Source organism: Brevundimonas sp. 1080 (assembly GCF_040545985.1).
In the GTDB taxonomy this organism is placed as follows: Bacteria; Pseudomonadota; Alphaproteobacteria; order Caulobacterales; family Caulobacteraceae; genus Brevundimonas.
The window spans coordinates 906,343-921,462 of record NZ_JBEPMW010000001.1; the positions used below are offsets into that span (position 1 = coordinate 906,343).

14 protein-coding genes are annotated in these 15,120 nt (G+C 68.6%); 6 read left to right on the top strand and 8 right to left on the bottom strand.

Going from position 1 to position 15,120, the window contains the following annotated elements:
* Window positions 1-3: 3 nt before the first annotated feature.
* The 4 genes from ABIC32_RS04655 to mutM all read right to left on the bottom strand — a co-directional run bounded on the left by ABIC32_RS04655 (window position 4) and on the right by mutM (window position 3,302).
* Entirely contained in the window at window positions 4-897 is an 894-nt protein-coding gene (locus tag ABIC32_RS04655; protein ID WP_354072663.1) for an alpha/beta fold hydrolase, read from the bottom strand.
* 51 nt (window positions 898-948) lie between these two features.
* Complete coding sequence (locus ABIC32_RS04660; protein ID WP_354072665.1) at window positions 949-1,737, bottom strand: enoyl-CoA hydratase-related protein; 789 nt, start codon at window positions 1,735-1,737, stop codon at window positions 949-951.
* Between the two features lie 239 nt (window positions 1,738-1,976).
* Entirely contained in the window at window positions 1,977-2,420 is a 444-nt protein-coding gene (locus ABIC32_RS04665) for a hypothetical protein (protein WP_354072667.1), read from the bottom strand.
* An 18-nt stretch (window positions 2,421-2,438) separates the two neighbouring features.
* The gene (mutM, locus tag ABIC32_RS04670; protein WP_354072669.1) at window positions 2,439-3,302 is read right to left on the bottom strand and encodes a bifunctional DNA-formamidopyrimidine glycosylase/DNA-(apurinic or apyrimidinic site) lyase; all 864 of its coding nucleotides are present in this window, start codon (window positions 3,300-3,302) and stop codon (window positions 2,439-2,441) included.
* Between the two features lie 121 nt (window positions 3,303-3,423).
* On the opposite strand from mutM, the gene ABIC32_RS04675 reads away from it, so the two are divergent.
* On the top strand, window positions 3,424-5,475 hold the full coding sequence (locus tag ABIC32_RS04675; protein ID WP_354072671.1) for an OPT family oligopeptide transporter: 2,052 nt from the start codon (window positions 3,424-3,426) through the stop codon (window positions 5,473-5,475).
* A 53-nt stretch (window positions 5,476-5,528) separates the two neighbouring features.
* Here the strand turns inward: ABIC32_RS04675 and ubiG are convergent, their stop codons facing one another.
* Entirely contained in the window at window positions 5,529-6,350 is an 822-nt protein-coding gene (ubiG, locus tag ABIC32_RS04680) for a bifunctional 2-polyprenyl-6-hydroxyphenol methylase/3-demethylubiquinol 3-O-methyltransferase UbiG (RefSeq protein ID WP_313446372.1), read from the bottom strand.
* 56 nt (window positions 6,351-6,406) lie between these two features.
* On the opposite strand from ubiG, the gene ABIC32_RS04685 reads away from it, so the two are divergent.
* From ABIC32_RS04685 to ABIC32_RS04705, 5 genes are all read left to right on the top strand, one after another.
* Window positions 6,407-7,681, top strand: a complete 1,275-nt coding sequence (locus ABIC32_RS04685) for an aspartate kinase (RefSeq protein ID WP_017505449.1) — start codon at window positions 6,407-6,409, stop codon at window positions 7,679-7,681.
* 62 nt (window positions 7,682-7,743) lie between these two features.
* Entirely contained in the window at window positions 7,744-10,002 is a 2,259-nt protein-coding gene (gene ptsP, locus ABIC32_RS04690) for a phosphoenolpyruvate--protein phosphotransferase (RefSeq protein WP_369814640.1), read from the top strand.
* 112 nt (window positions 10,003-10,114) lie between these two features.
* Window positions 10,115-11,218, top strand: a complete 1,104-nt coding sequence (locus ABIC32_RS04695) for a helix-turn-helix domain-containing protein (RefSeq protein WP_354072674.1) — start codon at window positions 10,115-10,117, stop codon at window positions 11,216-11,218.
* A 48-nt stretch (window positions 11,219-11,266) separates the two neighbouring features.
* The gene (ispG, locus tag ABIC32_RS04700; RefSeq protein WP_354072676.1) at window positions 11,267-12,403 is read left to right on the top strand and encodes a flavodoxin-dependent (E)-4-hydroxy-3-methylbut-2-enyl-diphosphate synthase; all 1,137 of its coding nucleotides are present in this window, start codon (window positions 11,267-11,269) and stop codon (window positions 12,401-12,403) included.
* A gap of 124 nt (window positions 12,404-12,527) precedes the next feature.
* Window positions 12,528-12,995 (top strand): PEGA domain-containing protein, encoded by a 468-nt coding sequence (locus ABIC32_RS04705; protein WP_354072678.1) that lies wholly within the window; start codon window positions 12,528-12,530, stop codon window positions 12,993-12,995.
* A gap of 61 nt (window positions 12,996-13,056) precedes the next feature.
* Here ABIC32_RS04705 and ABIC32_RS04710 read toward each other — a convergent pair whose 3' ends face one another.
* The 3 genes from ABIC32_RS04710 to ABIC32_RS04720 are packed head-to-tail and all read right to left on the bottom strand — an operon-like array spanning window position 13,057 to window position 14,970.
* Window positions 13,057-13,833, bottom strand: a complete 777-nt coding sequence (locus ABIC32_RS04710) for a sulfite exporter TauE/SafE family protein (protein WP_137720337.1) — start codon at window positions 13,831-13,833, stop codon at window positions 13,057-13,059.
* 33 nt (window positions 13,834-13,866) lie between these two features.
* The gene (locus tag ABIC32_RS04715; protein WP_354072680.1) at window positions 13,867-14,307 is read right to left on the bottom strand and encodes an RrF2 family transcriptional regulator; all 441 of its coding nucleotides are present in this window, start codon (window positions 14,305-14,307) and stop codon (window positions 13,867-13,869) included.
* 57 nt (window positions 14,308-14,364) lie between these two features.
* On the bottom strand, window positions 14,365-14,970 hold the full coding sequence (locus tag ABIC32_RS04720) for a response regulator (RefSeq protein ID WP_354072682.1): 606 nt from the start codon (window positions 14,968-14,970) through the stop codon (window positions 14,365-14,367).
* Between the last annotated feature and the right edge of the window lie 150 nt (window positions 14,971-15,120).

Genomic DNA, 15,120 nt, shown 5'->3' on the forward strand with positions numbered 1-15,120 from the left:
ACCTCAGCTCAGGAACCGCTGCACCGCCGCCAGAAACCGCTGCGGCTGCTGCATCATCACCTGGTGTTCGGCGCCTTCGATCCGTTCGAACCGGACCGGGCGCGCCAGGCCTTCAAAGCCGTAGCGATACAGGCCCTCCAGCCGATTGCGCGGCGCATCGGGATCGCGGGTCCAGCCATAGACGACGGTGACCGGGGCGGTGATCTCCGACAGGCGGGGGCGCAGATCGACGGTCAGGGCCTCGTACAGACCCTGGGCCAGGACGCGCCGGTCGCCGCCCTGAAGCCCCAGCCCCTCGAACACCATGTCGCCGGCCAGACCCATGTCCACGCCAAAGGCCGCAACCTGGGACTTCAGCGCCTGATCGCCGAACAGGAGCAGGGCCTGATAGCCCAGACGGGCCAAGGGCTCGACCTGATCGGATGTGGTGCGGGCGTCGATCAGGGACGGGAAGAAGGGCGAGGAATCGACCACCATGACGCGCCCGATCCGGTCGCCCATGTCGGCGGCGACGCGCAGGGCGATCTGGCCGCCCAGCGAATGGCCGATCACGGCGGGCCGGTCGATGCGTTGCTCGCGGATGTAGCGTTCGATCTCGCTGGCGGCAGGGCCGGCCAGACCGCCGCTGACATTGTCGCCGATCTGGGTCTCGCCAAAGCCGCGCAGGGTGACCAGATGCACCCGGTAGCGGTTATCGAGCCGATCCGCCGTCGAACGCCAGGCCGAGCCGGTCGAACCCAGGCCGGGGATGAAGATGATGTCCGGCCCCCGCCCCCGCGTCTCGACGATGATGCGGCTGGAGCTGAAGGCCGGGGCCTGTGACTGCACCTTGGCCTGGACGGCGATCGGGGCGAGGACGAACAGGGTCGCAAGGAGCGAGGCGAAAAGGCGGATCATCATCCGCCCCTAACGCCCGATCACGGCGATCGGTTGACGCGTGCGTGCGACCTATCGCCCCTTGAACTCGGGTTTGCGCTTTTCGACGAAGGCGGACATGCCCTCCTTCTGGTCCTCGAAGGCGAACAGGGAGTGGAACAGGCGGCGTTCGAACTGGACGCCTTGCGTCAAGGTCGTCTCCAGCGCGGCGTTGACCATCTCCTTGTTGGCCATGATCGCCAGCGGGCTTTGCGAGGCGATCTTGGCGGCGATCTTGCGGGTCTCCTCCAGCAGGGTCTCGTGCGGGAAGACGCGCGAGGCCAGGCCGGCGCGTTCCGCTTCGGCTGCATCCATCATCCGGGCGGTCAGGACCATGTCCATGGCCTTGGACTTGCCCACCAGACGGGTCAGGCGCTGGGAGCCGCCGATGCCCGGCGCGACGCCCAGGTTGATCTCGGGCTGGCCGAACTTCGCCTTGTCCGAGGCGACGATGAAGTCGCACAGCATGGCCAGTTCGCAGCCGCCGCCCAGAGCGAAACCGTTGACCGCGGCGATGATCGGCTTTCTGAACCGGGTGATGCGGTCGTGGCCGAGGGCGAAATAGTTGCCGGTGTACATCTGGGCATAGGTCTGATCCGCCATCTCCTTGATGTCGGCGCCGGCGGCGAAGGCCTTTTCGCCCGAGCCGGTCAGGATCAGGCAGCGCACGCCGTCGTCATGCTCGACGCTGTCGAGGAAGTCGGCAAGGTCCTTGAACAGGGCCGAGTTCAGGGCGTTCAGCGCCTCGGGCCGGTTCAGGGTCACCACCGCATAGCCGTCGGCGTGGCGTTCGATCAGCAGGTTGGAATAGGCGTCGGCCATGGTCGGTCTCCTTCGTTTGTCAGGTCATAGCGGACACCGCCTCTTTCGTCATTCCGGGCGAAGGGCCGCTTGGCCCGAAGACCCGGAACCCAGCGGCGCTGCAGGCGAAGTGGTTCAGCCCCAAAGGCTGTGAGAAGCGGGTGGGAAAGGTGTCCGCGACAGGTTCGCGCTCACGCGCGCCGCTGGGTTCCGGGTCTGCGCTGTGCTTCGCCCGGAATGACGAAAGAAGGAGGGCTGGGTCAGCGTCGGGGCATCAGCGCCAGGGTCAGGGCGGCGCGCGCCAGTTCGACCACGACCACCATGCCCAGCAGAAGATTGGCCGCGATGACCTGACCCCGCGCGCCGGACAGGTCCAAGGTCCAGCCGAAGACGGACGACAGGGCCAGGATCAGCGCCGAGATCAAGACCAGGCCGACCAGCAGCATCAGGGCGACGTGACCCGCCTTCAACGCCGCCTGAAGCGTCGGCCCCTCGTCCAGCACGCGGGCGCGGCGCTGCAACAGACGCGCGATCAGGCCGGTGGCGGCGGCCTCGGCGACGGCGGCGACCACCAGGGCGGCGACGAACCACCAGATCAGGTCGCCGAGATCGCCGGCGCGCAAGCCCTGGACGAAGTGGACGAAATAGGCGCCCCAGACCAGGACGCCGACGATCAGACTGATCCACAGGTGGATTTTGCGCATGGGTCGGACCTCGAAGGCTTATCGCTTCTGGCAGGAGGGGCAGTAGAAGGTGGAACGGCCGCCCTGGACGATGCGGGCGACGACGCCGGTGCATTTCTCAGCACGGCAAGGCTCGCCCTCGCGGCCGTAGACGTCGAAGCGGTGCTGGAAATAGCCCTGGCCGCCCTCGGCGTTGGCGAAGTCGCGCAGGGTCGAGCCGCCCGCCGCGATGGCGTCGTTCAGGACGTTTCGAACCTCGGTCGCCAGACGATCCAGCCGCGCCTTCGACACCGATCCGGCCGCGGCCAGGGGCGAGATGCGGGCGCGGTACAGGGCCTCGCACACATAGATATTGCCCAGGCCGGCGACGATCCGCTGATCCAGCAGACTGACCTTGATGTTCTGTGTCTTGCCGGCGAAGGCCTCGACCAGATGGGCGCCGGAAAAGCCGTTGCCCAGCGGCTCGGGCCCCAGGCCGGCGAACCAGGGATGGGTCTCGATCTGGTCGCTGGGGATCAGGCCCATGAAGCCGAACCGGCGCGCGTCGGCGTATCCGATGCGGGTCGCCGCCCCATCGCGGATGGCGCAGCCGCTGAAATGTTCGTGCTTGCCGGCGATGGGCGCGGCCTCCTCGAACTCGCCCAGCAGGGTTCCGTCCAGGGTGAACCGGCCGGTCATGCCCAGATGGGTGATCCAGGTCTCGCCGGTGGACAACGGCATCAGCAGATATTTGGCCCGCCGGTCGATCCGCAGCACCGTCGCCCCCTCCAGCCGTTCGACGAAGCGCTCGGGAAAGGGAAATCGCAGGTCGGGCCGGTTGATCCGGACCCGCGACAGCCGCGCGCCCTCCAGCACCGGCGTCAGGCCGCGTCGGACGGTTTCGACCTCGGGAAGTTCAGGCATGGGCCGGTCCTAGCCCGTCCGGGTCGCGGGGCCAAGCGGCGGGGGCGCCCGCATCTGACCGCGACCAGTTGCCGCCTGCGACAGAATGCGCTTACGTCCGCGCAAACGTGGGACCTCGCATATGACAGACGCCGCCGCCGCCCCCAAGGGCCGGCTAGAACTTACGCTCCGCGCCCTGGTGCTGGGCTGCCTGCTGGCGGTGATCTTCACCGCCGCCAACACCTATCTGGGCCTGCTGGTCGGCCTGACCTTCGCCTCGGCCATTCCGGCGGCGGTGATCTCGATGGCGGTGCTGCGGGCGTTCCGCACCTCGACCATCTGGGAGAACATGACCGTCCAGACCGTGGCCTCGGTCGGCGGGGCCATGAGCTCGATCATCTTCGTCCTGCCGGGTCTGGTGATGATCGGCTGGTGGCTGGAGTTTCCGTTCTGGCAGTCGGTGGCGATCTGCATCCTGGGCGGCGTGCTGGGCGTGACCTTCTCGATCCCGCTGCGCCGGGCGCTGGTCGTCAACGGCGGCCTGCCCTACCCCGAAGGCGTCGCCGCCGCCGAGGTGCTGAAGGTCGGGTCGCGCGGGGCCGAACAGACCGAAAGCGCGGTGCGCGAGAACAAGTCCGGCCTGTGGGTCGTCGTCGCCGGCGCCGTGGTGTCGTCAGGCTATGCTCTGCTGGTCGCGGGTCGGGTCTTTGCGGGCGAAGCGGCCAAGTTCTTCAAACTGCCGGCCGCGCTGGGCGGCGGGGCGACGGGCATGGGCTTTGGCATGCAGTTCGCCTTGCTGGGCGCCGGGCATCTGATCGGCTTGACGGTCGGTCTGGCGCAGCTGTTCGGCCTGATGCTGGCCTGGGCCATCGCTGTGCCGATCCTGACCAGCCCGGACACCATCGCGTGGCTGACGGCGCACGGCATTCCGTCGATCGCCTCGACCCTGCCCGCCGGCGCGCCGGCCGAGGAGCTGGCGACAACCGTCTGGGCGCGCGAAGTGCGGTTCATGGGCGCGGGCGTCATCGGCGTCGCCGCCATATGGACCCTGATCAAACTGGCCGGTCCGCTGATCGGCGGCCTGACGTCGGCGCTGGCCGCTAACGCCAAACGCGCCCACGGCGAAGTGCTTGAGCGCACCGAACAAGATTTGCCCATCAAATTGGTGGGCGGCGTTTCGGTCGCCTGCCTGGTCGGCATCGCCGGCCTCCTGGCCTGGTTCGCCCAGAGCGCCCCGGCCCTGGCGGGATCGACGCCGCTCCTGGTGATCGGCGGCCTGGTCTATGTGGTGCTGATCGGCTTCGCCGTGGCGGCCATCTGCGGCTATATGGCCGGTCTGATCGGCTCGTCGAACAGCCCCGTGTCGGGCGTCGGCATCCTGGCCATCGTCATCGCCTCCCTGTTGATGCTGGGCGTCATGGCCATCGCCGGCGTGCCGGCCGATCCGTCGATCATCGCCTTCGCCCTGATCGTGACGGCGGTGGTCTTCGCCGTCGCCGTCATCGCCAATGACAACCTTCAGGACCTGAAGACCGGCCAGCTGGTCGAGGCCACGCCGTGGCGCCAGCAGGTGGCGCTGATCGTCGGCGTCGGCGCCGGCGCCCTGGTGATCCCCTTCATCCTGAACCTGCTGAACCAGGCCTTCGGCTTCGAAGGCGGCCCGCCCGCCATCGTGGAAGGCGCCAAGACCCTGGCGGCGCCCCAGGCGACCCTGATCTCGGCCCTGGCGCGCGGCGTCATCAGCGGCGACCTGCGCTGGGACCTGATCGGTCTGGGCGCGGCGATCGGCGTGGTCATCATCGTGCTGGATGCGGTCGTGTCGAAAGCGACCAAAGGCAAGGTCAAGCTGCCGCCGCTGGCCGTCGGCATCGGCTTCTATCTGCCGGCCGCGGTCACCACCATGCTGGTCATCGGCGCCGTCGCCGGCTGGATTTACGACAAGGCGGTCTCGTCCACCCGCTACGCCGACGTGGCGCGCCGGATGGGCGTGCTGCTGGCCTCGGGCCTGATCGTCGGCGAAAGCCTGTTCGGCGTCTTCACCGCCGGCGTCATCGTGGCGACCCGGGACGACGCGCCCTTCGCCATGCTGCCCGAGGGCTCGGCCTGGCCGGCCATGCTGGCGGGCATCGTCGGCTTCGCTGTCGCGGTGTTCGGCTTGTACGCCTGGACGCGCAGCCGGGCTTCAAAGGTCTAGCGACGAGGTTCGGTCAGAAAGAAAGGCCGCCCTTCGGGGCGGCCTTTTGCATTTCAGGCGGCGCTCCGCGTGGCGACCATCATATAGTTGATGCCCGCATCGTCGGTCTGGCTCCATCGGTCGTGAAGCGGGTCGTAGTTCAGGCCATAGGGGCCCTCGACCGCCACTGGCTCTGCGGCCAGCATCGTGCGGATTTCCTCGGGCTTCAAAAACTGGCGCCAGTCGTGGGTGCCGGCCGGCACCCAGCGCAGGATGTATTCCGCCGCCACCTTTCCCAGGGCTAGCGACTTCAGCGTGCGATTCAGGGTGGCGACCATCATCACCCCGCCCGGCCGGACCAGACGCGAGCAGGCGCGCACGAAGCCTTCGGGATCGGCGACGTGTTCGATCACCTCCATCGTCAGGACCACGTCGAACGGCCCCGCCCCTTCCGCCTCGATCTGTTCGACCGTGGCGGCGCGGTAGGCGATGTCCAGGCCGACCATGTCGGCGTGGGCGCGGGCCGTGCCGATGTTCTCGGACGAGGCGTCGATGGCGGTGACGTCAAAGCCCATCCGTCGCATCGGCTCGGCGATCAGTCCGCCGCCGCACCCCACGTCCAGCAGGGTCAGACCTTCGAAGGGCGCCCGCGCCTTGGGATCGCGGCCCAGCCGCATGCAAAGCTGGTCGCGGATCAACGCCAGCCGCGCCGGGTTGAAGCGGTGCAGCGGCGCGAACGGCCCGTGCGCGTCCCACCATTCGGCCGCCTGGGCCGAGAAGCGCGCGACGTCGGCGGGGTCGATCGATGCGCCGAACGCCGTTTCGGACGAATTTTGCGAAAAACCTTGCCCCTGTTGGGGTAGGCGAGACGGAGCGGCGCCGTTAGAAGCGGTCATGACGCGAGGGATGAACCTTCGCGCCCTTTCACGCAAGCAGGGGGCGGAACGCCACGATGACGCGGCCCGATACGACACGACTGGTGATGAAGTTCGGCGGTACCTCGATGGGCGACCTCGAACGCATTCGCCGTGCGGCGCGGATCGTTGCGGCCGAAGTCTCGGCGGGCAAACAGGTCGCCGTCGTCGTCTCCGCCATGGCGGGCAAGACCAATGAACTGGTCGCCTGGACCGACGGCGCCGGACCGGCCGCCGCGGGCCTGCCGCTCAGCGATGACGAATATGACGTGGTGGTCGCCTCGGGCGAACAGGTGACCTCGGGCCTGTTGGCCGCGACCCTGCGCAACATGGGCTTCAACGCCCGCTCGTGGATGGGCTGGCAGGTGCCGATCCTGACCGACGACGCCCACGCCCGCGCCCGCATCATCGACATCCCCGGCGAAAAACTGGGCGCCGCCGTCGACGCCGGCGAGATCGCCATAGTGCCCGGCTTCCAGGGCGTGACGGCGGACGGCAAGATCACGACCCTGGGGCGCGGCGGTTCGGACACCTCGGCGGTCGCCGTGGCGGCGGCCCTGGGCTGCCCCTGCGACATCTATACCGACGTGGACGGCGTCTACACGACCGATCCTCGCATCGAGAACCGCGCGCGCCGCCTGGCCAAGGTGTCCTACGAAGAGATGCTGGAAATGGCGTCCCTGGGCGCCAAGGTGCTGCAGACCCGCTCGGTCGAGCTGGCCATGGCCAAACAGGTCCCGGTCCGCGTCCTGTCTAGCTTTATCGAACCCGACGCGAATGGCGTCATGCCCGACAAGGGTGGAACCCTGATCTGCGACGAGGAGGAGATCGTGGAAAAACGTATCGTGTCCGGTGTGACCATGAGCCGTGACGAGGCCCGCATCACCCTGCTGGGCCTGTCCGACCGGGTGGACGCCCCCGCCGACGTCTTCACGCGCCTGGCCGAGGCCAACGTCAACGTCGACATGATCGTGCAGAGCCAGTCGCGCACCGCCGGAACGGTCAACCTGACCTTCACGACCGGCCGTCGCGACGCCGTGCGCGCCGCCGACCTGATGACCGCCGCGAAGGAACAGCTCGGCTTCGAGGAAATCCGCGTCGACGAGGACGTGGCCAAGGTTTCGGTCGTCGGCGTGGGCATGCGCAGCCATGCGGGCGTCGCCCAGACCATGTTCAAGGCCCTGGCCGACAAGGGCGTGAAGTTCCAGGCGATCTCGACCTCCGAGATCAAGATCAGCGTGCTGATCGACGCCGCCTACGCCGAGCTCGCCGTTCGAGCTCTGCATTCGGCATATGGGCTGGACGCGGTATAGGGTGAGTTCAGAAGGCGCTTAGGCGCCGGGGCGCGGGAGACATGATGCCGGCAGGCGGCGCGATGACCAGAGGACCCCGGATCCTCCTGCGCCAGATCCGCGAGGCTCTGGGCGGGGCCGGCGCGGGCGCGACGCCGGCGCAGGACCGGCTGAACATGGTCGTCAAGATCATCGCCCGGTCGATGGTCGCCGAGGTCTGCTCCATCTATCTGCGTCGCGCGTCGGGCGAACTCGAGCTGTTCGCCACCGAGGGTCTGAACCCCGACGCCGTGCACAACACCCGGCTGCGGCCCGGCGAGGGCCTGGTGGGCGAAGTGGCGCGGATGGCCCAGCCCATCAGCCTGTCTGACGCGCCGTCGCACCCGTCCTTCTCCTATCGTCCCGAGACGGGCGAAGACCCCTATCACGCCTTCCTGGGCGCCCCGCTGCTGCGCGGCGGCCGGGCCATTGGCGTCCTGGTCGTCCAGAACCGCACCGAGCGGCGCTATGACGAGGAAGAGGTCGAGGACATCCAGACCATCGCCATGGTCCTGTCCGAGACGGTGTCTTCAGGCGAGCTGCTGGCGCTGGACGAGCTGCGCGACGTGGAGCTGGCGCCGCACCGGCCCGAACGGCTGAAGGGCCAGAAGTTCGCCGACGGCCTGGCCTTCGGCCATGTGGTTCTGCACGAGGCGCCGCTGGCGCCCGAACGCCTGCTATCCGACGACCCGGCGATGGAGGAGGCGCGGCTGAAGCTGGCGCTGGCCACGCTGAAGAGCGGCCTGGACGTCATGCTGGACAAGGGTCAGGGCCTGGCCGGTCCGTCGTTCGAGGTGCTGGAAACCTATCGGATGTTCGCCGACGACCGGGGCTGGAACCGGTCGCTGGAAGAGGCTGTGAGGAACGGTCTGACGGCCGAGGCGGCGGTGGACCGGGTCCGGAACGAACACCGCGCCCGCTTCGCCCAGGCGCGCGACCCCTATATCCGCGAACGACTGCACGACTTCGAGGACCTGGCCAACCGGCTGCTGCGGGTGCTGGCGGGCGACAAGCCGGGCGAGCGCGAACTACCCGACGACGCCATACTGGTGGCGCGAAACCTGGGCCCCGCCGACCTGCTGGAATATCCGCGCGACAAGCTGAAGGGGCTGTTGCTGGAAGAGGGCTCGGCCGCCAGCCACGCCGCCATCGTCGCGCGCGCGCTGCAGATTCCGTGTGTCGGCCGTCTGATGGGCCTGCGCGACCGGCTGTCGGAAGGCGACATGGTCATCGCCGACGGCGAGACAGGCGAGACCTATCTGCGTCCCCGCCCCGACATGCTGGAGGCGGTTCAGTCGCGCATGGCCGTGCGCGAACAGCGCCAGGCCGAGTTCGCCCAGCTGCGCGACGTGCCGGCCGTGACCCTGGACGGGCAGCGGATCACGGTCCTGACCAATGCCGGGCTGGCGGTCGATCTGGAAAACATGATCGAGACGGGCGCCGAGGGCATCGGCCTGTTCCGCACCGAGTTCCAGTTCATGGTCTCGGACGAACTGCCCCGGCTGGACGCCCAGACGGCGCTCTACAAGCTGGTGCTGGACGCGGCGGGCGACAAACCCGTCACCTTCCGCACGCTGGACATCGGCGGCGACAAGGTGCTGCCGTATCTTGAGGCCGAGCGCGAAGAGAACCCGGCGCTGGGCCGCCGCGCCATCCGCCTGGGTCTGGACCGACCGTCGCTGTTGCGAATGCAGCTGCGGGCGCTGCTGGCGGCCGGGGCGGGGCGCGAACTGCGTGTCATGTTCCCGATGATCGCCACGGTGGACGAGTTCCGGGCCGCGCGTGAGCTGGTGGATATCGAATGCGCCTGGGCGCGTCGTCGCGGGCGCGCCTTGCCCGCCCTGCTGCGCGTCGGGGCGATGGTCGAATGCCCGTCGCTGCTGTGGCATCTGGACGCCCTGTTGCCGCTGACGGATTTCGTCTCCATCGGCACCAACGACCTGTTCCAGTACATGTACGCGGCCGACCGGACCAATCCGCTGGTGTCGGATCGCTACGACCCCTTGTCGCCGCCGACCCTGCGGGCGCTCCAGACCATCCAGAAGGCCTGCGCCGACACCGGCACGCCGGTCTCGATCTGCGGCGAACTGGCGGGACGGCCGCTGGAGGCCTTCGCCCTGATCGTGCTGGGCTTCACCCGGCTGTCGGCCCCGGCGGGCGGCGTCGGGCCGGTCAAGCGGATGATCCTGTCGGCGGACCTGAATGCGGCCCGGCGCGGCATGGCCAATCTGCTGAACCTGTCCACCGGCTCGGTTCGTAACGAGATCGAATCCCTGGCGCGCAAGCTGAACGTCGCGGTCTGATCGCAGCCGTCTGGACGCACGGGCGGCGTTGCTGGTCGGCGCGCAATCGTCTATCTCGGGCCCTGTGAACGGCGCGTCGGCGCTGTGTTTCCCGGACATGGGGTCAGGCGTCATGACGCTGAATGCGGGGGTCGCCCCCGAGGCGATCGAAAGCATTGCGGACCGGCCGGATCCGACGGCCGCCTTCGTCGACGCCGCGACCCTGGGCGACGGTTTTCGCGCCGCCCGAGAGCGGTCGGGCAAGTCGCCGGCCGAGCTGGCCGCCGAAACCAAGGTCCATCGCCGGTTCCTGACCGCCCTGGAGCAGAACGACTGGTCGTCCCTGCCCTCGCGCGTCTTCGCCCTGGGTTATGTGCGGGCCTACGCCTCGGCCCTGGCGCTGGACGAACAGACGGCCGTCGAGCGGTTCAAGCGCGAGAGCCCCGATACCTCCGTGCCGCTGAAGGCGCCCATCGGCATCGCCTTCGAGGACGTGAAACGCCATTCGCCGCGCATCGTCGCCGGCATCGCCGCCGTGGTGGTCGCCGTCATCGGTTGGAACGTGTTCCAGCGCGCCAGCCTGCATCAGACCGCCCATCCGTCCGATATCGCCGCCGTGCCAAAGACTTGGACCGGAGCGGCCGATCCGGATCCGCAGGTCGCGCTCAGCGCGCCCATGTCCGCGCCGCCCGATCAGACGACGCCGGCGCTGTACATCACCCCGGGGCTGGAGGCCGAACTGACCGGGGTCGATCCGACCGATCCCGCCGTGATCGCCGCCGCCGCCAATCCGGAGCCGGTGCAGAAGGCGTTCAACCCGCGCGGGGCCGTCTATGGCGCCTCGGCCAACGCCTCGATGGTGGTGATCCAGGCCAAGACGGCCGGCGCCCTGGTCGTTCGGCTGGGCGACGGTCAGGCCCTGTTCGCGCGACAGATGGCGCCGGGCGAGGCTTGGCGCGCGCCCATCGGCGTGGCGGCGACGGTGGACGTGTCCAACCCGGCCGCCTTCGACGTCTTCCTGAACGGCGAATACGGCGGACCGCTGGCCGGCGTGCTGACGCCGCTGGCCCAGTTGAACAGTCGCGCGGACCAGGCGGCCAAGGCGCTGGCCGCCAGCCAGGCGCGCGCTCAGGTCCAGGCTCAGCCCGCCCAGGCCCGGACCCAGGCGGCCGCGACGCCAGGGGCGACGCCTTCCCCCGCGCCAGCGCCCTCATCACCCGCCCCCGCGCCGAACTGATGCGTCGGCCGTGGTCCCGCCGTCATCATCGGCCTATATGATGCTCCCATGAGCGATCACACGCACGTCCGACCCTGGCGCCACATCGAGCGTCGCAAGAGCCGCCAGATCCGCGTCGGCTCCGTCCTGGTGGGCGGCGACGCCCCGATCAGCGTCCAGTCGATGACCAATACGCCGACGACGGATGCGGCGGCGACCATCGACCAGATCCGTCAGTTGGAAGAGGCCGGCGCCGACATCGTGCGCGTCTCCTGCCCCGACGTGGAATCGACCGCCGCCTTCAGGACCATCGTGCGCGAGGCCAAGGTTCCCTTGGTCGCCGACATCCACTTCCACTACAAGCGCGGCATCGAGGCCGCCGAGGCGGGCGCCGCCTGCCTGCGCATCAATCCGGGCAACATCGGTTCGGCCGACCGCGTCCGCGACGTGATCCAGGCGGCCAAGGACAATGGCTGCTCGATGCGGATCGGCGTCAACGCCGGCTCGCTGGAAAAGGAACTGCTGGAAAAATACGGCGAGCCCTGCCCCGACGCCATGGTCGAGAGCGCCCTGAACCACGCCCGCATCCTGCAGGACCACGACTTCCACGAGTTCAAGATTTCGGTGAAGGCGTCCGACCCGTTCCTGACCGTCGCCGCCTATCAGCAGCTGGCCGAGGCGATCGACTGCCCCCTGCATCTGGGCGTGACCGAGGCGGGGCCGCTGCGCACCGGCACCATCAAGTCGGCCATCGGCCTGGGGTCAATGTTGTGGGCCGGGATCGGCGACACGATCCGCGTGTCCTTGGCCGCCGATCCGGTCGAGGAGATCAAGGTCGGTTTCGACATCCTGAAGTCGCTGGGTCTGCGCCACCGGGGGGTCAACATCATCGCCTGCCCGTCCTGCGCGCGTCAGGGCTTCAACGTCATCGAGACGGTGGCGGTGCTGGAAGAGAAGCTGGCCCATATATCGACGCCGATGAGCCTGTCGGTGATCGGCTGCGTCGTGAATGGCCCTGGCGAAGCGCTCTATACCGACATCGGCTTCACCGGCGGCGGCAAGGGCGCAGGCATGATCTATCTGAACGGCAAGATCGCCCACAAACAGGCCAACGACGGCATGATCGACCACATCGTCGATTTGGTCGAACAGAAGGCCGCCGAACTGGACGCCGCACGCGCGGCGAAGCTTCAGGCGGCGGAGTAGCGGTCGCTCTGGTTGCAGCAACTGGGCGCGCGTCACCAACCTGTGATTGACGACAACGGGTCTGCGTGCGACCTGTGCGTCAGGTTCGGCCGGGGGGCCGACCCGTTAATCCACTGAGGGGCCCATGATTTCCAGAAACGCCGCACGCCTTGGCGTGCGTCTGCTCGCGCTTGCCGGCGTGGCGCTTTCGTTGCCTGCCTGCGCGACCGTCACGCGCGGCTCCAGCCAGCAGTTCACGGTCGAAAGCACGCCGCCCGGCGCCCAGGTCAGCACGTCGAACGGCTTTGAATGCCAGGCGACGCCTTGCACCTTCCGCATGCCGCGCAAGGACGGCTTCCGCATCACGGTCGCCAAGGAAGGCTATGTCTCGCAGACGCACGAGATCACCAGCAGCGTTTCAGGCGCCGGCGGAACGGCCATGGCCGGCAATATTCTGGTCGGCGGCATCATCGGCGGGGCCATCGACGCCACGTCCGGCGCCATGAACGACCTGAAGCCCAATCCTTTGGTCGTCACCCTGCGCACGCCGGCCGAAGAGGCGGCAGCGGCCCGCACTCCGGTCTCGACCACCGGCGCGCCGGGCGGTCAATAGCCGAAGACCCGCGATTGAACGTGAGACAGCGGCGGGTGCGAACCCGCCGCCGTTTTGCGTTTCAGATCACCTTGAACAGCCGCAGGGCCTGATAGCCGGCCGAGAGCAGCACCACGGCGCCGACGCCGTAGGTTAGGGCGCGGCGCGGGGCGATGCGGGCGATGACGCCAGCGAAGGGGGCGGCGATCAGGCCGCCGAGGATCAGGCCCAGCACCGCCATGGCGTGGGTGGAGAAGCCCTCCGCCTCTTGCCAATGTCCGGTCAGCAGTGCGACCAGGAAGGTCGCGGAAATGGCGGAGGTGACGAAGAACTCCGCCGTATTGGTGGTGCCGATCGAGACGCGCGGATCCTGGCCCGTGCCGACCAGTGTGGTGGTGACCGTGGGTCCCCAGCCGCCGCCGCCGATGGCGTCGAAGAAGCCGCCGACCAGACCCAGAGGGCCGGCGAACTTGCGCGGGAAGATCCGCTCGCGCGTCTGACGTGTGGCGCGCCAGATGATCACGACGCCCATGATGGCCAGATAGGTGGTGATGAAGGGCTTCAGCAGATCCCCGTCGATGCTGGTCAGGACGAAGGCGCCGAAACCCCCGCCGACGACGCCGCCCAGGGCCAGCGGCACGAACAGCTTCCAGTTCACGTTCTTGTTGACCGTATGGGAGCCGGCCGACGCCGCCGTGGTGAAGACCTCGGCGGCGTGGACGCTGGCCGACGCCGTCGCGGGCGGCACGCCGAACGACAGCAGGACGGTCGAGGAAATCACGCCATAGGCCATGCCCAGCGCCCCATCCACGATCTGGGCCAGAAAACCGACGGCGAGGAAGAGCAGGAAATCTTGCATGGCGTCCTCTGAAACAGGGGCGAACGGTGCGGGCTATTTCCCTAGTCGGTCAATAGGAGAAGAAGTGACGGCGGCTTGCAGAAGGGTTCGCGCCTCGAAGACGGCGGCGATCGCGTCGCGACCGTCCTGAAGCACGGGCTGCAACGGACAGGTCTCGACATCCGGGCAGGTCTCGCACGGACCATAGGCGGTGCGCGAGGCGCAGGGCGCGAGGGCCAGCGGGCCTTCCAGCGCGCGGATGACGTCGGCGAAGCTGATGGCGTCGGCGGGCGCGCCCAGCGCATAGCCGCCCGCCCTGCCCCGCTTCGAGGCCAGCAGACCCTGACGGCGCAGATCCAGCAGGATGGCCTCCAGGAACTTGCGCGGGGCCGCCGCCGCCTCGGCGATCTCGGCGATGGTCGCAGGACCGCCGTCCGGCAGACTGGCCAGATGCACCATGGCGCGCAGGGCGTAGCGGGACCGGTTCGACAGCATAATCCGTGATCGCGCGCCTGCGCCCTAGACGCAAGCTGCGAGGCCCGACCCCACCCCTCAGGCGAGGCGCGCCACCGCCTCCAGAATCTGCGCGCCATTGTAGGGTTTCAGCACCAGGGCCTCGGCCATGTCCGCATTCTTCGCGGCGGCGGCCACGTCGCCTGAAATGAAGATGACACGCACGGCCCAGCGGTCGGTCAGGACGCGGGCCAGTTCCACCCCGGTCATCTCGCCGGACAGGTTGATGTCCAGCAGGGCCGCATCGATGCTGTGCAGCGCAGCGGCGGCCTCGGCGGCGGCGGCGCTGTGGAACGGGCCGACGACATTGTGGCCCGCCTCGGTCAGCAGTTCGGTCAGGGAGGCGGCGGCGTCGGCATCGTCCTCGACCACCAGCAGGGTCAAGGCCTCGATCTCGGCCGGCGCCGTGGCGTCAATCGGCGCCTGACGCGTGACCACGGCGCGAAGGTCGCGCCACACCTCGGTCGGGGGGCGGTCGGTGTCCAGATCATAGATGGCGGCCATGGCCTTCATTTCGCGCGCGTCCTCAGGCGACAGGTCGCCGCCGGTCTCGGCCAGACGGCTGTCGTACAGGCGGCACAGGCGATCGACGCTTTCGGCGACCTCGGCGGCGTCCGGCTGCGACGGGGGCGGGCGATCGAACATGGCGTCCTCCTTACGGTTGTTCGATCTCAACTAATGGCTTTGAGCCGATTGCGTCACCGCGACTGACGCCATCGTGACCCGGTTGTCATCGCCGATCACAAGCGTGGCGCCGGCGCCGGCCCACGCCCCGACACGCCTGCAATCGACACG